This is a genomic window from Streptomyces sp. NPDC058457, assembly GCF_042720695.1.
Taxonomy (GTDB): domain Bacteria; phylum Actinomycetota; class Actinomycetes; order Streptomycetales; family Streptomycetaceae; genus Streptomyces.
Map to the genome: position 1 here is coordinate 94,684 of NZ_JBHXLU010000021.1, position 18,529 is coordinate 113,212.

Below are 18,529 nucleotides of genomic sequence, written 5' to 3' on the forward strand. Positions count from 1 at the left end.
CCCGCGCACGGTCTGGAGGCCGCATGACCCACATCAAGGTGACGGTGGACGGCACGCGCTACGAGGACGAGGTGGCACCCCGTCTGCTGCTGGCCCACTACCTGCGCGACCGTCTCGGCCTGACCGGCACCCCGATCGGCTGCGACACCTCGAACTGCGGTGCCTGCACGGTCGACCTGGACGGGGCGACCGTCAAGAGCTGCTCGGTGCTGGCCGTCCAGGCGGACGGCTGCACGGTGACCACCGTCCAGGGGCTGGCCGAGAACGGGGAGTGGACGGCGTTGCAGCGGGCGTTCCACGAGCGGCACGGGCTGCAGTGCGGCTACTGCACCCCCGGGATGATCATGGCGGCCCGGGATCTGCTGCGGGAGAACCCGCGCCCGTCCTCCGACGAGGTCCGGGAGGCCCTGGAGGGCAACCTGTGCCGGTGCACCGGCTACCAGAACATCGTCCGCGCGGTGCTCGCCGCCGCCGGACAACCGGACGGAGAGCAGGACCGACAGCGGCACGGACAGCAGAACGGGAAGCCGGACGCCTCCGGGCGCCCGGTCGGCGAGGAGGTCACGGCATGACCGACCAGGCCGTCGAACACGAGATCGGCCGCTCCCGGCTGCGCAAGGAGGACGCCCGGCTGATCACCGGCCAGACCAGCTGGACCGACAACATCCAGGTCGCCGGGCTGCTCCACCTGGCCGTCCTGCGCAGCCCGATGGCGCACGCCCGCCTCACCCGCGTCGACGTCTCCCCCGCCCTCGAACGCCCCGGTGTCGTCGCCGCGTTCACCGGCGCGGACCTCGCCGAGGGCCTGGGCTCGCTGCCCTGTGCCTGGCCGGTGACCGAGGACATGGTGCTGCCGGACCACCCTCCGGTCGCCGTGGACGAGGTCCGCCACGCCGGCGACCCGGTGGCCGTGGTGGTGGCCCGCGACCGGTACGCCGCCGCCGACGCGCTGGAGGCGATCGAGGTCGACTACGACCCGCTGCCCCCGGTCCTCGACCTGGAGGCCGCGCTGGCCGAGGACGCCCCGCTGGTCCACTCCGACAAGGGCACCAACCGCTGCTACACCTGGCCGCTCGCCACCGGCGAGAGCTTCGAGGCCGTACGGCAGCGCGCCGAGGTGACCCTCAAGCGCCGCTACCACCAGCAGCGGCTGATCCCGAACGCCATGGAGCCGCGCGCGGTCGTGGTCACGCCGATCGCCGCCTCCGGCGAGTACACGGTCTACTCGGCGACCCAGATCCCGCACATCCTGCGGATCATGCTGGCCACCGTCACCGGGATCCCCGAGCACAAGCTCCGGGTGATCGCCCCGGACGTGGGCGGCGGCTTCGGCTCCAAGCTCCAGGTGTACGGCGAGGAGGCCCTCGCGCTCGCCGTGGCCCGCCGGCTCGGCCGCCCGGTGAAGTGGACGGAGTCGCGTTCCGAGGGCTACCTCGCCACCCACCACGGCCGCGGCATGATCCAGGACATCGAGGTCGCCGCCACCCGCGAGGGCAGGCTGCTCGGCCTGAAGGTGGACCTGATCGCCGACATGGGCGCCTACCTGATGCTGGTCACCCCGGGCATCCCGATCCTCGGCGCCTTCATGTACCCGGCGATCTACAAGATGGACGCGTACGAGTTCACCTGCACCGGTGTCTTCACCACCCGCACCCCCACCGACGCCTACCGCGGCGCCGGACGCCCCGAGGCGACCTTCGCCATCGAGCGGATCATGGATGAGCTGGCCGCCGAACTCGGCCTGGATCCCGTGGAGTTGCGGCGCCGGAACTGGATCCGGCACGAGGAGTTCCCGTACACCTCGATCGCCGGGCTGACCTACGACACCGGCAACTACGAGGCGGCCACCGAGAAGGCCCTCGCCCTGTTCGGGTACGACGGCCTGCGCGCCGAGCAGCAGAAGCGCAACGAACGCGGCGACACGGTGCGCCTCGGCATCGGCGTGTCGACGTACACCGAGATGTGCGGGCTGGCGCCGAGCCGGGTGCTGCGCGACCTCAGGTACGCGGCCGGCGGCTGGGAGGCGGCGAGCATCCGCATGCTGCCCACCGGCAAGGTCGAGGTGGTGACCGGCACCAGTCCGCACGGGCAGGGGCACGAGACCTGCTGGAGCCAGATCGCGGCCGACGTGCTGGGCGTGCCGTTCGACGACGTCGAGGTGGTGCACGGCGACACCAGGGCGGCCCCGCAGGGCATGGACACCTACGGTTCGCGGTCGCTGGCCGTGGGCGGCGAGGCCGTGCACCGGGCGGCGGTGAAGGTGGTCGAGAAGGCACGCAAGGTCGCCGCGCACCTGCTGGAGGCCAGCGAGCAGGACCTGGAGTTCGCGGACGGCGTGTTCGCCGTGAAGGGATCGCCGGAGGCGCGGAAGACCATCCAGGAGATCGCCTTCGAGACGTTCACCGGCCACGACCTGCCCGACGGCGTCGAACCGTCCATCAACGCCGAGACGGTGGTCGACCCGGAGAACTTCTCCTACCCGCACGGCACCCACCTGTGCGCGGTCGAGGTCGACACGGAGACCGGGCGGACCCGGATCAGGTCGTACGTCTGCGTGGACGACGTCGGCCATGTCGTCAACCCGATGATCGTCGAGGGCCAGGTGCACGGCGGTCTCGCGCAGGGCATCGCGCAGGCGCTGTACGAGGAGGCCGTCTACGACGACGAGGGCAACCTCGTCTCCGGGACCATGGCCGACTACCTCGTGCCGTCGGCGGCCGACCTGCCGGACTTCGTCACCGACCGGACGGAGACCCCGGCGGCCTCGAACGCCATGGGGGTCAAGGGGGTCGGCGAGGCCGGGACGATCGCGTCGACGCCCGCGGTGGTCAACGCCGTGGTGGACGCGCTGCGTCCGCTGGGCGTGACGGACGTACGGATGCCGTGCACCCCCGAGCGGGTGTGGCGAGCGGTGAAGGAGGCGTCGGCATGATTCCCCCGGCATTCGAGTACGCCCGTCCGACGAGCGTCGGTGAGGCGGTGCGCACGCTCGCCGACGCGGGCGAGGAGGCGAAGGTGCTGGCCGGCGGGCAGAGCCTGCTGCCGCTGCTGCGGCTGCGGCTGGCCTTCCCGGAGCTGGTCGTCGACGTCGGCCGGATCCCGGAGCTGCGCGGGGTGCGCGAGGACGGCGACACCCTCGTCATCGGCGCGCTCACCACCCACCACGACGTCATCCGCGACCCGCTGGTACGGCGGCATGCCGGGTTGCTGGCGGAGGCCACGGCCACGGTGGCCGACCCCGCCGTACGGCACCGGGGCACCCTCGGCGGCTCGCTCGCACACGCCGACCCGGCCGGGGACCTGCCCGCCGTGGCGCTCGCCCTCGACGCCGAACTGGTCGTCGCCGGACCGGGCGGCCGGCGCGTGATCCCGGCCCGGGAGTTCTTCGTGGACTACCTGCAGTCGGCGCTCGCGCCCGACGAACTGCTGGTGGAGGTGCGGGTCCCGAAGACCGACGGCTGGGGCTTCCACTACGAGAAGTTCCAGCGGGTCGCGCAGGCCTGGGCGATCGTCGGGGTCGCCGCGCTGGTGCGGCGCGCCGACGGGCACATCGCCGAGGCACGCATCGGGCTCACCAACATGGGCTCCACCCCGCTGCGGGCCACCGCGGCCGAACAGGCGCTGTCCGGTGCCGACGGCCCGGGGGCCGTGGCCCGGGCCGCCGAGGCCGCCGCCGAGGGCACCCGGCCGGCCCGGGACCTGTCGGCCTCGCCCGACTACCGGGAGCACCTCGCACGGGTGCTGACCAGGCGGGCCGTGCTGGCCGCCGGCGGAACGGGGTGAGCGCCGATTCCCCCGATGGACGACCCGGAGCAGGTGGGGGCCCGCCTGGCGGAGACGGGGTACCTCGTCGACGAGGGGCTGTCCGTCACCTGCTTCCTGGCCCTGAGACTGCACCGGCCGCTGTTCTGCGAGGGTGACGCCGGCGTGGGCAAGACCGCGCTCGCCGCCGCCCTCGCCGAGGCGCTGGACGCACCGCTGATCCGGCTCCAGTGCCACGAGGGCATCGACGCCTCCCAGGCCCTGTACGACTGGGACTTCCCGCGCCAGCTGCTGCACCTGAGAGCCGCCGAGGCGGCGGGCGTGCAGGACGCGGACCGACTGGAGAGCGAGCTGTACGACCGGCGCTTCCTGATCGCCCGGCCGCTGCTGCTGGCGCTCCAGCAGCATCCGTCGGTCCTGCTGGTCGACGAGATCGACCGGGCCGACGACGAGTTCGAGGCGTTCCTCCTCGAGCTGCTGTCCGAGTACTCGGTCACCATCCCCGAGCTGGGCACGCTGCGGGCCGAGGTGCCGCCGGTGGTGGTCCTGACCTCGAACCGGACCCGCGAGGTGCACGACGCGCTGAAGCGGCGGTGCCTCTACCACTGGTTCGACCACCCGTCCTTCGCCCGCGAACTGGCCATCGTGCGCAGCCGGTTGCCGCAGGTGTCGGCCCGGCTGGCCGAGCAGGTCACCGCGCTGGTGCAGGCGCTGCGCGGCACGGACCTGGTCAAGCCGCCCGGGGTGGCCGAGACGCTGGACTGGGCGGAGGCGCTGGACGCGCTGGGGGCGAGCGAGGTGGACGCGGAACTGGCCGTGGCGACGCTGGGTTCGGTGCTGAAGTACCGGGAGGACACCGAGCGGGCGCGAGGGCTCGACCTCTCGGCGGTCCTCGCGGCCCGGGGCGGGTGAGCGGGCATGGACGCGGCGCCACCGAGGACGGCCGGGGTGCCGGCGGATGCCGTACTGCTCGGTTTCGTACGGGCGTTGCGGGCGGCGGGGGTGGAGGCGAGCGCCGAGCGCGGGTACGCGTTCCTGCGCGCCGTGGCCGCGCTGCGGCCGGGGCTGCGCTCGGACGTGTACTGGGCGGGCCGGGCGACGCTGTGCGGCGGCCATGACGACCTGGAGCGGTACGAGAGGGTGTTCGCCGCGTACTTCGGAGCGGCCGGCGCACCCGCCCGGCAGCCGGTGCGCACCGCCCCCTCGCCGCGGCTGCGGCTCGTCGTGCGGGAGACGGCCGGGGCACGCCGTACCCGTGGCGAGAGCGAGCCGCCGGGTCCGCCCACGGCCGTCCTCGCCAGCTCCGCCGAGGTGCTGCGGCATCGCGACGTCACCGAGCTGGACCCCGCCGAACGGGCCCAACTACGGCGTCTGCTGGCCGCGTTCACACTGGAGGGACAGACCAGGCGCTCTGCGCGGCGCCGGCCCGCCCGGCGCGGGGAGGTCGATCCGCGCCGCACGGTACGGGAGTTGCTGCGGCGCGGCGGGGAGCCTGCCCTGCTGCGGCGGCACGCGCGGGTGCCGCGGCCGCGCCGGGTGGTGCTGCTCGTCGACGTGAGCGGTTCGATGGGGCCGTACGCCGACGCGCTGCTGCGGTTCGCGCACGCGGCGGTGCGCGCGGGCCGCACGGAGGTGTTCACCGTCGGCACCCGGCTGACCCGGGTGACCCGCGAACTGTCGCACCGGGACCCCGATCTGGCGATGGCGGAGGTCGCGGCGGCCGTGCCGGACTGGCGCGGCGGCACCCGACTCGGCGAGCTGCTCCGCGAGTTCCTGAACCGGTGGGGGCAGCGCGGCATGGCACGGGGCGCGATCGTCGTCCTGCTCTCGGACGGCTGGGAGCGCGGCGATCCCGAGCTGCTCGGGCAGCAGATGCGCCGGCTGCACGGCCTGGCGCACCAGGTGGTCTGGGCGAACCCGCGCAAGGCGCGGCCCGGTTACGCGCCGCTGGCGGCCGGGATGGCGGCGGCGCTGCCCAGCGTCGACGCCTTCGTGGCGGGGCACAGCCTGGCAGCCCTTGAGCGGCTCGCGGCGGTGGTGCGCGGGGCGCGGGCCGGTACCGCGCCGGGGAAGGGAGCGGACGGTGCGTGAGATTCTGCCGACGCTGGCCGGCTGGCATGCGGCCGGGATCCCGTTCGGCCTCGCCACGGTGGTCGCGGTCAGCCGCAGCGCGCCGCGCGGACCCGGTGCGGCGATGGCCGTGGGGCCGGACGACGAGGTGGTGGGCAGCGTGTCCGGCGGCTGCGTCGAGGGCGCCGTCTTCGAGCTGGCGCAGGAGGTCGTCGCGACCGGCGAGCCCCGGCTCCAGACCTTCGGCTACAGCGACGAGGACGCGTTCGCGGTCGGGCTGACCTGCGGCGGCGAGATCACCCTGCTGGTCAGGCCGGTGACCGCCGGCTCCGACCCGGCGTTCGGCGCGGTCGCCGCGTCCGTCGCGGAGGGCGAGCCGGTGACCGTGGCCACCGTGGTGGACGGACCCGCACCGCAGGGGGCCACGCTCGCCGTCTGGCCGGACCGGGCGGCCGGCACGCTCGGCGCGAGCGGCCTGGACGTCGCCGTCGCCGCGGACGCACGCGGTGAACTCGCGCTCGGCGCCTCGGTCCTGAGACATTACGGCCCGCACGGCGAGCGCCGTGAGGACGCGGTCACCGTGTTCCTCCAGTCGTTCGCGCCGCCGCCCCGGATGCTGGTGTTCGGCGCCATCGACTACGCCGCGGCGGTGGCCCGCATCGGCGACTTCCTCGGCTACCGGGTGACCGTGTGCGACGCCCGCCCGGTCTTCGCCACCCCGAAACGCTTCCCGGCCGCCGTGGAGGTCGTCGTCGACTGGCCGCACCGCTACCTGAGCGGCACGGACACCGACGACCGCACGGTGATCTGCGTCCTCACCCACGACCCGAAGTTCGACGTACCGCTGCTGGAGGAGGCGCTGCGCCGGCCGGCCGCCTACATCGGGGCGATGGGCAGCCGCAGGACCCACGAGGAGCGGCGGGCACGGCTGGCCGGGGCCGGTCTCACCGAGGCCGAACTGTCCCGGCTGCGCTCGCCGCTGGGCCTCGATCTCGGCGCCCGTACCCCCGAGGAGGTCGCCGTGTCCGTCGCCGCCGAGATCGTGGCCCTGCGCTGGGGCGGCAGCGGCGCGCCGCTGACCACGACCAGCGGCGCCATCCACGCACCAGCCGTCCGCTGACCGCCAGGAGGAGTGAGTCATGGAACTGCACCACGAGTTCACCGTGCCCGTCCCGGTCGACGAGGCCTGGCAGGCGCTCCTCGACATCGAGCGGGTCGCGCCGTGCCTGCCGGGCGCGGTGGTCGAGGACTACGACGGCAGGACGGTGACCGGCTCGGTGAAGGTCAGGGTCGGCCCGGTCACCGTGACCTACCGGGGTACGGCGGTCTTCGAGGAGCAGGACCCGGCGGTGCACCGGATGGTGCTGGTGGCGAGCGGCCGGGAGACCCGTGGGCAGGGCACGGCCCGGGCGACGGTCACCGCGACGCTCGCCGAACACGACGGCGGTACGGCGGTGTCGGTGCGCACCGACCTCACGGTGACCGGCCGCCCCGCGCAGTTCGGGCGCGGGGTGCTGTCGGAGGTCGGCGACCGGCTGGTGGGGCGGTTCGCGGAGTGCCTCGCGGCCCGGCTGGCCGAGCGGCCGCCCGGCTCCGACGGCGAAGGGGAGCCGCTGGACGAGGAGTTCGGGGACGCCGTACCGGCACAGCCGCTCGACCTGCTGCGTACGGCCGGGGTGCCGGTGGCCAAGCGGGCCGCGGCGGTGGCCGCCGTGCTGGCCGTGCTCACGGTGGCGGCGGCACGGCTGCGCCGGTGCCGGCGCCACCGCGCCGGCCACCGATGACGTGTTCCGTCCGTCGAACACTATGAACACAACGCCCGGGCCATGGTTCCGGTCCCGGCCCGCTCCCTAGCATCGCCGCGGACGGCGCGAAGAAGCGCCGACGAGGACAGGGAGCCGCGCCTTGGACAGGTCGAGAACCCCCGCACGGGTCCGCCGGACGAGCCGTAGCCGGCGTACCGGACTGCTCGCCTCGCTGACGGCGGTCCTCGCCGCCGCCTTCGCCGGCGCCCCTTCCGCACAGGCGGGGACACCACCGCCGGCCGCCGTCTCCTGCCCGGCGGAACTCGACGGCAGGGCCGCCTGTTACACCGGCCAGGACGCCAACGGCGCCTACTACGCCGTCGCCGTCCCCGAGCACTGGAACGGCTCCCTGGTCGTACACGCCCACGGCGGGCCCGACCTCGGCACCGGCTCGGACCCGGCGCGCAGCGTCGACGACCTGGCCCGCTGGTCGGTGATGGTGAAGGAGGGCTACGCCTGGGCGGGTTCGTCGTACCGCAGGGGCGGCTACGGCACCCGCATGGCCGCCGAGGACACGGAGAACGTGCGCCGGCTGTTCGTCGCGAACTTCGGGAAGCCGCGGCGGACTTATGTGCACGGCCAGTCCTGGGGCGGGGACGTCGCCGCCAAGGTCGTCGAGGTGTACGGCAGGCGGGGCGGCGCGTACGACGGGGCGCTGCTGACCAGCGGTGTCCTCGGCGGCGGGTCCCGGGGTTACGACTACCGCGTCGACCTCCGCGTCGTCTACCAGTACTACTGCCGCAACATGCCCCGGCCGGAGGAACCCCAGTACCCGCTGTGGCAGGGACTGCGCGCGGACTCGACGCTGACGACGGCCGGACTGCGCGCCCGGCTCCAGGAGTGCACGGGCTACGCCTCGGCCCCGCAGGAGCGCACCGCCCGCCAGCAGCGCAACCTCGACGACATCCTCGCCGTCACCGGCGTCCCCGAGCGCACCCTGGAGTCCCATCTGCGGTTCGCGGTCTTCACGTTCCGGGACATCGTGCACGACCGGCTCGGCGGCCGTAACCCGTTCTCGAACGAGGGTGTCCGGTACTCGGGGTCGCACGACGACGAGGCGCTCAACGCCGGGGTCGAGCGGTTCACCGCCGATCCGACGGCGGTACGCGACCTGTCCTACGACAGTGATCTCACCGGCAAGGTGTCGATCCCGGTGCTCACGCTGCACGCGATCGACGATCCGACGGCGTTCGTGGAGCACGAGGCGGCCTACCGGGCCACCCTGCGCGGCGCGCACCGCGACCGGTACCTCGTGCAGACGTTCACCCACGAGTCCGAGCACAGCGCGCTGAGCGACGCGGAGTACGCCGACTCGATCGCGGCACTGGACGGTTGGGTGCGCACGGGCCGGAAGCCGACGCCCGGGACCATCGCGGGCTCCTGCGCCGCGTTCGACCGGACCTACGCCACGGGCTGCTTCTACGACCCGGACTTCCACCCCGCCTCCTACGCCTCCCGGGTCCGGCCGCGGCCGGGCGGGCTGCGCTGGCCGGCCATGACGGCGGCGCAGGAGAAGCGGTGGAGCAGGATCGACGGGGTCGGGATCGCACCCTGACGGTCCCGGGAGATCGTCCGTGCGTCCTGTCACGGCGTCGGCAGGCGCGGCGGCAGCCGGTGCAGCGTCACCTCGGTGAGCACGCCGTCGGCGACGGCCGCGGTGAGGTAGGTGCAGTGCGGCTGACGGCGGCGGTCGGTCGGGGAACCGGGGTTGAGCAGCCGCAGGCCGCCCGGGACCGTGGTGTCCCACGGGATGTGGCTGTGCCCGAAGACCAGGACGTCCAGGTCCGGGAAGCGGGCGGCGCAGCGGGCCTCGCGGCCCTGGGCGGGGCCGGTCTCGTGGACCACCCCGAAGCGCAGCCCGCCCAGGCTCGCACAGGCCACCTCGGGGAGCCGGGCGCGCAGGCCGGGGCCGTCGTTGTTGCCGTACACCCCGATGAGGCGGCGGCTGCGGCTCTCCAGCAGGTCGAGGGTGGCCTCGTCGACCCAGTCGCCGGCGTGCAGGACGACGTCCGCGCGCGGGAGCTCGGCGAGGAGCTGGTCCGGGAGCCGCTTGGCACGCAGCGGGAGATGCGTGTCGGAGGTGAGGAGCAGGCGCACCCGGCCAGCGTAGGCCAGGGAACCCCGTCGAGATCTTCAGTCCAGACTCAACAGTCTCGACTGGACAGTTTCAGCTGACGGTTCTACGGTGGGCGCATGGCAGAGATCTCCGAGTCCGCGACCCGCGCGGCGCGCGACCTGCGCGTGATGTTCAGCAGGATGCGCCGCCGTATCCGGGAGGTCGCCCAGGACGCGGACCTCACCCCGTCGCAGGAGTCGGCCCTCACCCTGGTGTCGAAGCACGGCGCGGCCACGGCCAGTGCGCTGGCCTCCGCCGAAGGGGTGCGCCCGCAGTCGATGGCGGCCACCCTGGCCGCGCTCGACCAGCAGGGGCTGATCCGCCGCAGCCCCGACCCGACCGACGGCCGCCGCCAGCTGGTCACCCTGACCGAGGCCGGCCAGGCACGTGTCGAGGGCAACCGGCAGGCGCGCGACGAGTGGCTGGCCCGCGCCTTCCAGGACCGGTACACCGAGGACGAGCGCCGGGCCCTCCTCACCGCGATCGAGCTGCTGGAACGGCTGTCGCGCCCGTGATACCGAGGCTCACCGCGGGCGGCCGCGAGGACACCCGCCCGGCCCCCGCCGGATTCGACGGCGATGCGGCTGACCCGCATCGAGGCCGAGCGCGCCGGGCAGGACAGCCCGGCCGGGGTGCTGACCGCGCTCGCCGTGTCCGCCCAGACCGTGGCCGTGAGGCTCGCCGCGCAGACCGCGTTGTACCGGCAGGCCGACCCGGAGCGGATCGGCTCCGCCGCCGGACTGCTGCACACCTTCATGCGCCTCGGCGCGCTGGGCGCCTCCGCCGCCACCGCGGCGTTCTACCCGCACCGCGCCGACACGGGCGGGCTGCACGGCCTGGCCCTGTTCATGCTCGCCGGCTCGGCACTGCTGCTGGCGATCACCCTGCCGGACCGCTCCCTGGCCCGGCTCACCCCCCAACCCAGTCAAGCCCCCCGAAAGGCCTGATCCACCCCATGTCTCTGAGCACGCTCGACCCGCGCACCGCCCTTGTCGTCATCGACCTCCAGCAGGGCATCGTGGCCATGCCCACCCAGCCGCACACCGGCCCCGAGGTGGTGGCCCGCACGGTGGAGCTCGCCGACGCCTTCCGCGACCGGGACCTGCCCGTGGTCCTGGTCCGGGTCTCCTTCGCCGCCGACTTCGCCGACGCCGTCCCGGGCCGCACCGAGCGCCAGGCGCGCGGCCTCGCGTTCCCGGAGGGCTGGGACGTCGTCGTCGACGAGCTCGCCGGCCGCGACGGCGACATCCACGTCACCAAGCACAACTGGAGCGCCTTCCACGGCACCGGCCTGGACGTCCAGCTGCGCCGCCGGGGCGTCACCCAGATCGTGCTGGCCGGCATCGCCACCAGCATCGGCGTGGAGTCCACCGCCCGCGACGCCTACGCGCACGGCTACCACGTGACGCTCGCCACGGACGCCATGGCCGACGCCGACGCCGACGCGCACCACAACAGCGTCGAGCGGATCTTCCCGCGGCTCGGCGAATCCGGCAGCACGGCCGAGGTCCTGGAGCTGCTCGCCGAGACCCACGGCTGAGACCGCTCCGGAACAGTCCTTTTGACGCACGGATGACGCTTCACAACCCGGTCTTACCCAGAGGCGGGACCATCCCCTGGACAGGGCCGGGTTAGCATTCGGCCACAAGTAGGTGCCGTCCAGGCAAATGGGCGGCTTTATCCAGGGGGCTAGGAAACCGGATGCCGGTCAAAGTCAGTGTTGTCGTCCCTGTGTACAACCCGGGGCCCTATATCGAGGACTGCATCGCCTCGTTGTTGCGGCAGTCACTGCCGCGTGACGAGTACGAAGTGATCTTCGTGGACGACGGGTCCAGCGACGAGACACCGGCCCGGCTCGACGCCGTCGCGGCCGAGCACCCGCACGTGCACGTCATCCACCAGGAGCCGTCCGGCTGGTCCGGCAAGCCCCGCAACGTGGGCATCGCCGCGTCCAAGGGCGAGTTCGTGATGTTCGTCGACAACGACGACTTCCTGGGCGACGAGGCCCTGGAGCGGATGTACGACTACGGCGTCGAGAACGAGGCCGACCTGGTCATCGGCAAGATGGCGGGCAAGGGCCGCCCGGTGCCGGTGGAGCTGTTCCGCCGCAACCACCCGCGGGCCACCGTCGAGAACGCCCCGCTGATGGACAGTCTGACCCCGCACAAGATGCTGCGCCGGTCCTTCCTGGACCGTATCGGGCTGCGCTTCCCCGAGGGCCGCAGGCGGCTGGAGGACCACGTCTTCGTCGCCGAGGCGTACCTGCGCGCGTCGAACATCTCCGTGCTCGGCGACTATGTCTGCTACTACCACCTCAAGCGGGACGACGCCTCCAACGCCGGCTTCCAGCGCTTCGACCCGGTCGGCTACTTCGCGAACCTCCGTGAGGCCCTCGACGTCGTCGAGCGCTACACCGAGCCCGGCCACCGGCGCGACCTGATGTTCCGCCGCTGGCTGCGCAGCGAGATGGGCGAGCGGCTGCGCGGCAACCGGTTCCTGAAGCTGCCGGACGACTACCGCAGGGAGCTCTTCGACGAGATCCACAAGGTGATCGCCGAGCGCATGGGCCCCTCTGTGTTCGCCCTCCTCGAGCCTGCCCACCGGGTGGTCACCGAGCTGGCCGGCGCCGGCCGCTACGAGGACGTGCTCGCCGTCGCCGAGTGGGAGGCGGCCATCGCCCCCTCGACGGCCGCGCAGAGCGTCACCTGGGACGGCGACGCCCTGAAGATCGAGTTCAGCGCCGAGTACGCCGCCGACGGTGCGCCCAAGACCTACCCGGCCGACACCTCGGGCGCCGAGCCCGAGGGCCCGGCCGCCACGGCCGCGGACGCGATCGCACGGCTGGAGCGCGGCACCGCCGCCCGCTTCGCGAGGGCCAGGGTCGACCTGATGATGCGCGAGCGCGAGACGCACGCCCAGTTCTTCCAGCCGATCGAGATCACCCGCGAGACCCTCCCCGTCGAGGGCGAGCCGGACCGCGTCCGCCTGGTCGTCAAGGCCACCGCCACCGTGGACCCGGCCACCGCCGCCAGCGGTACTCCGCTGCCGCCCGGGCTGTGGGACGCGTTCGTGCGCCTGACGATCGGCGGCTGGACGCGCGAGCACCGGCTGTTCCCGGTGTCCCGGGAGCCGCTCCCCGCGCTGCCCGTCCCGGGCGTCGTCGGCGGCCACCGGGTGCTGCCGTACTGGACGGTCAAGAACAACTTCGCCCTGGACGTCGACCAGGCGGGCAAGCGGCTCGGCTTCGGCGAGTTCCGGCCCGAGGACTTCACCGTGGCCGGCGACCGGCTGCGCGCCGTGCTGCCGTTCCACGTCACCGGCGACGTGAAGGCGGCGGTCCGGCTGACCGGTCCGAAGCCCGCCGCCGAGGTGCTGGAGGTGCCGGCCACGCTGTCGCCCGCCGAGGGCGGCCACGCCGTGCTGGACGCCCCGCTGCCGGTGCGGTCGCTGCAGCAGGGCAGTTGGCGGATCGCCCTGTGCCTGGTCGCGGACGCCGCCGAGCCGCGCTTCTTCACGCTGCCGCTCGTCGTCCGCAACTCCCCCGAGGGCCTGAAGGTCGCCAAGCCGGCCGCGAAGAAACCCAAGGCCGCCGCCGCGCCCCGGCCGAAGCCCCGGCCGGGCGTCGCCCGCCGCCTCGCCCGCAAGCTCCCGCTGCCGGTGCGGCGCGCGCTGGTCAGGGCTCTGGGCAGGGGCCGGAAGCCCGCACGACAGGAAGGCAAGTAAGAACCGTGCGACCGCTGAGCATCGAAGGCGCCTGGGTCCAGGAACCCAAGGTCTTCCCCGACGACCGGGGCAGCTTCCACGAGTGGTTCAGGGCCGGGGAGTTCCGCGAGGCCCTCGGCTACGACCTCGACCTCGCGCAGGCCAACTGCTCGGTCTCCCGGCGTGGTGTGCTGCGTGGCATCCACTTCGCCGACGTGCCGCCGAGCCAGTCCAAGTACGTCAAGTGCGTGCGCGGGGCCGTGCTGGACGTGATCGTGGACATCCGGGTCGGCTCCCCCGCCTTCGGCCGCTGGGAGGCGGTCCGGCTGGACGACGAGAACCGGCACGCCGTGTTCCTGTCGGAGGGCCTCGGCCACGCGTTCATGGCGCTGACCGACGACGCGACCGTGGTGTACCTGTGCTCGGCCGGGTACGCGCCCGGCCGTGAGCACGGGATCAACCCGCTCGACGCCGCCCTGGGCATCGAGTGGCCCGAGGGCCTGGAGCCGGTGCTGTCGGAGAAGGACGCCGAGGCGCCGTCGCTGGCCGAGGCGGCGGCGTCCGGGCTGCTGCCGTCGTACGCGGACTGCGTGGCCTACTACGAGCAGTTGCGCGGCTGACCGCGTGGGGGAGCCGGGCGGTGGCCCGGCTCCCCGGTGGTCGGTGCGGCGTCAGGACTTCGCGTAGCGCTGCTTCAGCGCGCTCCGCTTGTTGCTTCCCTCGGCATTCCGGCCTTTTTCGATGATCACCAGGTTGTGATAGAAGTGCACGCCGACGATATTGAGGTCCGTGTACGTCGGCTGGTAGTTCTCGGTCACGAATTCCTCGTAATTCAGCCCGTCCGTCAGCCGCTTCAGCATCCCCATACTGGTGTGCGCGGCATCGAGGTCCTCACTGCCCTGCCATTCGGGCCAGTACGACGACTGCGTGTCCTCGACGATGTAGATGCCACCGTCCTTGAGACGCGGGAAGAGCGTGGCGAAGGTCGTGAGCACATGCGGACTGCGGTGGCTTCCGTCGTCGATGATGACGTCCAGCTCACCGATCTTGTCGGCGATCGAGTTCAGGGACGACGGGTCGGACTGGTCACCGATGAACGTCGTGATGCGGTCCTCGTCGACAAATGACTTGTCCTGGATGTCCATTCCGAAAATCTGCGCCTTCGGGAAGAACTGCTTCCACATCCGCAGGGAAGCGCCGCCCTGACCTGGCCTGTTGTAGCCGCCGATGCCGATTTCCAGCAGGTTGAAGGACTCGCCCCTCAGGTGTTCGAGGTGGCGCTGGTAGTGCTGGGTGTAGCGGTGTATTCCCCACTTGTCCGTCTTGAAGTGCTGGGCGAGTTTGTTGAGATCGCCGGAGATCGCGTCCAGCCCTGTCGGCTTGGCCGGCTGGGCCGGCCGGGCGGACAGCCGCCGCTTCAGTCGTCGCAGGACCCGCACATTCTTCTCACCCAGTACGGACTTCACGGTCGCTCGCATCGACATCGCGGGACAAATCCTTTCCACACCCGACCCACAAGACATTCAAAGCATCATCGTAGTGACGTGGGGCACTCCACAAGGGGCGAACACGACGGCTCGTGAAAAAGACCGGCGGGCTCCGGTATTTCCATACGCCGCAGGGCGGCCGACATGCTCGGTGAGCCGTCGGCCGCCCTGCGGCGCGTTGCTGCGAGGTGCCTTATGCGGACATCTCCTTGCGGATGAGCGGCAGCCCCTCCGCGAGGGCCTGCCGCCAGTCCCGCAGCGGTTCCAGACCGGCCTCGGCCCACCGGTCGTGCCCGAGGGCGCTGTAGGCGGGGCGGGGTGCCGGGCGGACGAACGCCGCGCTGGTGGTGGGGCGCACCCGCTCGGGGTCGGCGCCGAGCAGGCGGAACACCTCCCGGGCCAGCTCGCACCAGGTGGCCGCACCGGAATTGGTGCCGTGGAAGACGCCGTGCGCGCGCCCGTCCCGGCCGAGGCGGGGGCCGAGGTCGGCGATCCGGGCGGCCAGGTCGGCGCTCCAGGTGGGCTGGCCGCGCTGGTCGTCGACGACGTCGAGGGTGTCCCGGCGGGACTCCAGCTCGATCATCGTGCGCACGAAGTTCTTCCCGTGCGTGCCGTACAGCCACGCCGTGCGGACCACCGCGCTCGCGCCCGGCAGCTCCGCCAGGACGGCCCGCTCGCCCGCGAGCTTGGTCCGTCCGTAGGCGGTGCGCGGGGCCGTCGGGTGGTCCTCGGGGTACGGGCTGGTACGGGCCTCGCCGTCGAAGACGTAGTCCGTCGAGACGTGGACGAGGCGGGCGCCGTGCCGGGCGGCGGCACGGGCCAGCAGCCGCGGACCCTCGCCGTTGATCAGCAGGGCCCGCTCCTCGTCGGTCTCGGCGTCGTCGACGGCCGTGTACGCGGCGCAGTTCACCACCAGGTCCGGCCGGTGCCCGGCGAGTGCCGAGGCCACCGAGTCGGCGCTGGTGATGTCGAGATCGGCGCGGCCGAGGGCCACCACCGCTTCACCCCGGCGGGCGAGTTCCTCGGTCACGTCGTGGCCGAGCATGCCGCCCGCTCCGGCGACGAGCCACTTCATCAGCGCTTCTCCTGCTCCTTGCGGGACTCCAGGGCGGCGCGCTCCTTGAGCGGCTCCCACCAGTCCCGGTTGTCGCGGTACCAGGCGACGGTGTCGGCGAGGCCGGAGGTGAAGTCGTGCTTGGGGGTGTAGCCCAGCTCGTCGTGGATCTTGCTCCAGTCGACGGAGTAGCGCTGGTCGTGGCCCTTGCGGTCGGCGACGCGGTCGACGCGGTCCCAGTCGGCGCCGCAGGCTTCCAGGAGCAGCCCGGTGAGCTCCTTGTTGCTGAGCTCGGTGCCGCCGCCGATGTTGTAGACCTCACCGGCCCGGCCGCCGGTGCGGACCAGGTCGATGCCCTGGCAGTGGTCCTCGACGTGCAGCCAGTCGCGGACGTTGCTGCCGTCGCCGTAGAGCGGGACGTTCTTGCCGTCGAGGAGGTTGCTCACGAAGAGCGGGATGACCTTCTCGGGGAACTGGTGCGGCCCGTAGTTGTTGGAGCAGCGGGTGACGCGGACGTCCAGGCCGTGGGTGCGGTGGAAGGCCAGCGCGAGCAGGTCCGAGGAGGCCTTGGAGGCGGAGTACGGCGAGTTCGGCTGGAGCGGGTGGCTCTCGGGCCAGGAGCCGGTCTCGATGGAGCCGTACACCTCGTCGGTGGAGACGTGCACGAAGGGGCCGACGCCGTGCCGCAGGGCCGCGTCGAGGAGGGTCTGGGTGCCGACCACGTTGGTGCGGACGAACGCGCCGGCGCCGTCGATGGAGCGGTCGACGTGCGACTCGGCCGCGAAGTGCACGACCTGGTCGGCCTCGGCCATGAGCTTGTCGACCAGCTCGGCGTCGCAGATGTCGCCCTGCACGAAGGTCAGCCGGGGGTGCGACGCGGGCAGGTTCGTCAGCGTGCCCGCGTAGGTGAGCTTGTCCAGCACGGTGATGTGCGGCGCGTCGGGCGTGTCGGCGGCGAGCAGGCCGCGGACGTACGTGGAGCCGATGAAGCCGGCGGCGCCGGTGACGAGGAGATTCATGAACGGATCTGCACCTTGCTGTGGTCTCCGAGAACGAGGCGGTGGGCGCTGGGGGTGCCGGTTGCCGGAGTCACCTCGACATGCCGGCCGATCAGCGAGGACTCGATCCTGCCCACCCCGTCGATGGAGGAGTCCCGCAGCACTATGGAGAACTCCAGCTCACTGTGGGTGATCCGGCAGTTCTCGGCGATCGACGTGAAGGGACCCACGTAGGAGTCGCCGACGACGGTTCCGGCGCCGATCACGGCCGGGCCGACGATCCGGGAGTTGGTGACGCGCGCACCGGCCTCGACGACCACGCGGCCGACGATCTGGCTGGCCTCGTCGACCTCGCCGTCGATGCGCGGCTCCTGGGCCTCCAGGACGGTCCGGTTGACCTCCAGCATGTCGACGACGTTGCCGGTGTCCTTCCAGTAGCCCTTGATCACCGTGGAGCGCACGTCGGCGCGCTGGTCGATGAGGTGCTGGATGGCGTGGGTGATCTCCAGCTCGCCGCGCCAGGACGGCTTGATGGCGCGTACGGCGTCGTGGATGGCGGGCGTGAACAGGTAGACGCCGACCAGGGCCAGGTCGCTCTTGGGCTCCTGCGGCTTCTCCTCCAGGCCGACCACCTGGCCGTCGGCGTCGAGCTCGGCGACACCGAAGGCCCGCGGGTTGGGCACGTGGGTGAGGAGGATCTGGGCGTCGGGGCGGGTCTCGCGGAACTCGTCGACCAGTCCGCTGATGCCGCCGACGATGAAGTTGTCGCCGAGGTACATGACGAAGTCGTCGTCGCCGAGGAACTCGCGTGCGATCAGCACGGCGTGCGCCAGGCCCAGCGGGCGCTCCTGGGGGATGTAGGTGACGTCCAGGCCGAACTTCGACCCGTCGCCGACCGCCTCCTCGATCTCGGCGGCGGTGTCGCCGACGATCATCCCGACCTCGGTGACGCCCGCGGCGGCAAGGGATTCGAGCCCGTAGAACAGCACGGGTTTGTTCGCCACCGGTACGAGTTGTTTCGCCGATGTGTGGGTGATCGGCCGCAGCCGGGTTCCGGCACCGCCGGAGAGCACCAAAGCCTTCATTCGCTACACCTTATAGGTGAACATCCGATTGAGACGTTCTTCTGTTTTCCTGATGGGTTACGACAGTATGGCCCTGGTGCGGATGCCACGTGACCGCGAGGTGCCCGCGAGCGGCATCCAGCCCGGTTTGTCCCGTGGTTCAGGAACCCTCCGGCCGAGCCGCCGCGCGTTCCACCGCCGCCTCGACCTCGGCCCTCGACCGGCCCTCGTCGCGGGCGTAGTCGTTCACCGCGGTCAGTTCGTCGCGGGCCAGGTCGCGCCAGGCGCGCAGGGCGGTCTCGTAGGTCGCCGACTGGGCGCCGCCCGGCTGCTGCCGGGCCGGTGGCCCGTAGGCGTCCCGCAGTTCCAGGACCTTGTCGTGGGCCGCGTCGGCCGCGCGGTGCTTCGCCACGAGTTCTTCGAAGGTGTGTGCCACGTCAAGGACACTAAGGAGGGTCGGCCCGCGCCGCC

The 18,529-nt window shown here is 72.5% G+C and carries 19 protein-coding genes; 13 read left to right on the forward strand and 6 right to left on the reverse strand.

Annotated features, from left to right (window positions below):
• The first annotated feature begins 23 nt into the window (after positions 1–23).
• The 8 genes from ACFWPS_RS19090 to ACFWPS_RS19125 all read left to right on the forward strand — a co-directional run bounded on the left by ACFWPS_RS19090 (position 24) and on the right by ACFWPS_RS19125 (position 9,192).
• A complete protein-coding gene (locus ACFWPS_RS19090; RefSeq protein WP_383706507.1) occupies positions 24–572 on the forward strand; it encodes a (2Fe-2S)-binding protein in 549 nt (182 codons plus the stop codon).
• Positions 569–2,932, forward strand: a complete 2,364-nt coding sequence (locus tag ACFWPS_RS19095; RefSeq protein ID WP_383706509.1) for a xanthine dehydrogenase family protein molybdopterin-binding subunit — start codon at positions 569–571, stop codon at positions 2,930–2,932. Before ACFWPS_RS19090 ends, ACFWPS_RS19095 begins: the two co-directional genes overlap by 4 nt.
• Positions 2,929–3,783 (forward strand): FAD binding domain-containing protein, encoded by an 855-nt coding sequence (locus ACFWPS_RS19100; protein WP_383706511.1) that lies wholly within the window; start codon positions 2,929–2,931, stop codon positions 3,781–3,783. Before ACFWPS_RS19095 ends, ACFWPS_RS19100 begins: the two co-directional genes overlap by 4 nt.
• Before the next feature lie 15 nt (positions 3,784–3,798).
• Entirely contained in the window at positions 3,799–4,674 is an 876-nt protein-coding gene (locus tag ACFWPS_RS19105; protein ID WP_383706513.1) for an AAA family ATPase, read from the forward strand.
• Between the two features lie 6 nt (positions 4,675–4,680).
• Entirely contained in the window at positions 4,681–5,853 is a 1,173-nt protein-coding gene (locus ACFWPS_RS19110; RefSeq protein ID WP_383706515.1) for a VWA domain-containing protein, read from the forward strand.
• The gene (locus tag ACFWPS_RS19115; protein WP_383706517.1) at positions 5,846–6,952 is read left to right on the forward strand and encodes an XdhC family protein; all 1,107 of its coding nucleotides are present in this window, start codon (positions 5,846–5,848) and stop codon (positions 6,950–6,952) included. The genes ACFWPS_RS19110 and ACFWPS_RS19115 overlap by 8 nt, the downstream gene beginning before the upstream one ends.
• 19 nt (positions 6,953–6,971) lie before the next feature.
• On the forward strand, positions 6,972–7,616 hold the full coding sequence (locus tag ACFWPS_RS19120; protein ID WP_383706519.1) for an SRPBCC family protein: 645 nt from the start codon (positions 6,972–6,974) through the stop codon (positions 7,614–7,616).
• A 121-nt stretch (positions 7,617–7,737) separates the two neighbouring features.
• Positions 7,738–9,192 (forward strand): hypothetical protein, encoded by a 1,455-nt coding sequence (locus ACFWPS_RS19125; protein ID WP_383706521.1) that lies wholly within the window; start codon positions 7,738–7,740, stop codon positions 9,190–9,192.
• Between the two features lie 29 nt (positions 9,193–9,221).
• On the opposite strand, the gene ACFWPS_RS19130 is transcribed toward ACFWPS_RS19125, so the two are convergent.
• Positions 9,222–9,734 carry a metallophosphoesterase family protein gene (locus tag ACFWPS_RS19130; protein ID WP_383706523.1) on the reverse strand — a complete coding sequence of 171 codons (513 nt, stop codon included), beginning with the start codon at positions 9,732–9,734 and terminating at the stop codon, positions 9,222–9,224.
• 96 nt (positions 9,735–9,830) lie between these two features.
• On the opposite strand from ACFWPS_RS19130, the gene ACFWPS_RS19135 reads away from it, so the two are divergent.
• The 5 genes from ACFWPS_RS19135 (at position 9,831) to rfbC (ending at position 14,075) form a co-directional block, all read left to right on the forward strand.
• A complete protein-coding gene (locus ACFWPS_RS19135; protein ID WP_383706525.1) occupies positions 9,831–10,268 on the forward strand; it encodes a MarR family winged helix-turn-helix transcriptional regulator in 438 nt (145 codons plus the stop codon).
• Between the two features lie 63 nt (positions 10,269–10,331).
• A complete protein-coding gene (locus ACFWPS_RS19140; protein ID WP_383706527.1) occupies positions 10,332–10,700 on the forward strand; it encodes a hypothetical protein in 369 nt (122 codons plus the stop codon).
• A gap of 8 nt (positions 10,701–10,708) precedes the next feature.
• Positions 10,709–11,293 (forward strand): hydrolase, encoded by a 585-nt coding sequence (locus ACFWPS_RS19145; RefSeq protein WP_383706529.1) that lies wholly within the window; start codon positions 10,709–10,711, stop codon positions 11,291–11,293.
• A gap of 161 nt (positions 11,294–11,454) precedes the next feature.
• The gene (locus ACFWPS_RS19150) at positions 11,455–13,476 is read left to right on the forward strand and encodes a glycosyltransferase family 2 protein (RefSeq protein WP_383706531.1); all 2,022 of its coding nucleotides are present in this window, start codon (positions 11,455–11,457) and stop codon (positions 13,474–13,476) included.
• Between the two features lie 5 nt (positions 13,477–13,481).
• The gene (rfbC, locus tag ACFWPS_RS19155; protein WP_383706533.1) at positions 13,482–14,075 is read left to right on the forward strand and encodes a dTDP-4-dehydrorhamnose 3,5-epimerase; all 594 of its coding nucleotides are present in this window, start codon (positions 13,482–13,484) and stop codon (positions 14,073–14,075) included.
• Positions 14,076–14,126: 51 nt separating this feature from the next.
• On the opposite strand, the gene ACFWPS_RS19160 is transcribed toward rfbC, so the two are convergent.
• The 5 genes from ACFWPS_RS19160 to ACFWPS_RS19180 form a co-directional block, all read right to left on the reverse strand.
• Positions 14,127–14,939: a hypothetical protein gene (locus tag ACFWPS_RS19160; RefSeq protein ID WP_383706535.1), complete on the reverse strand. Its 813-nt coding sequence runs from the start codon at positions 14,937–14,939 to the stop codon at positions 14,127–14,129.
• A gap of 196 nt (positions 14,940–15,135) precedes the next feature.
• The gene (gene rfbD / locus ACFWPS_RS19165) at positions 15,136–16,017 is read right to left on the reverse strand and encodes a dTDP-4-dehydrorhamnose reductase (protein ID WP_383706537.1); all 882 of its coding nucleotides are present in this window, start codon (positions 16,015–16,017) and stop codon (positions 15,136–15,138) included.
• A complete protein-coding gene (gene rfbB, locus ACFWPS_RS19170) occupies positions 16,017–17,015 on the reverse strand; it encodes a dTDP-glucose 4,6-dehydratase (RefSeq protein ID WP_383706539.1) in 999 nt (332 codons plus the stop codon). Before rfbB ends, rfbD begins: the two co-directional genes overlap by 1 nt.
• On the reverse strand, positions 17,012–18,079 hold the full coding sequence (locus tag ACFWPS_RS19175) for a glucose-1-phosphate thymidylyltransferase (protein ID WP_383706541.1): 1,068 nt from the start codon (positions 18,077–18,079) through the stop codon (positions 17,012–17,014). The genes rfbB and ACFWPS_RS19175 overlap by 4 nt, the downstream gene beginning before the upstream one ends.
• A gap of 139 nt (positions 18,080–18,218) precedes the next feature.
• Entirely contained in the window at positions 18,219–18,494 is a 276-nt protein-coding gene (locus tag ACFWPS_RS19180) for a hypothetical protein (RefSeq protein ID WP_383706543.1), read from the reverse strand.
• Positions 18,495–18,529: the final 35 nt, after the last annotated feature.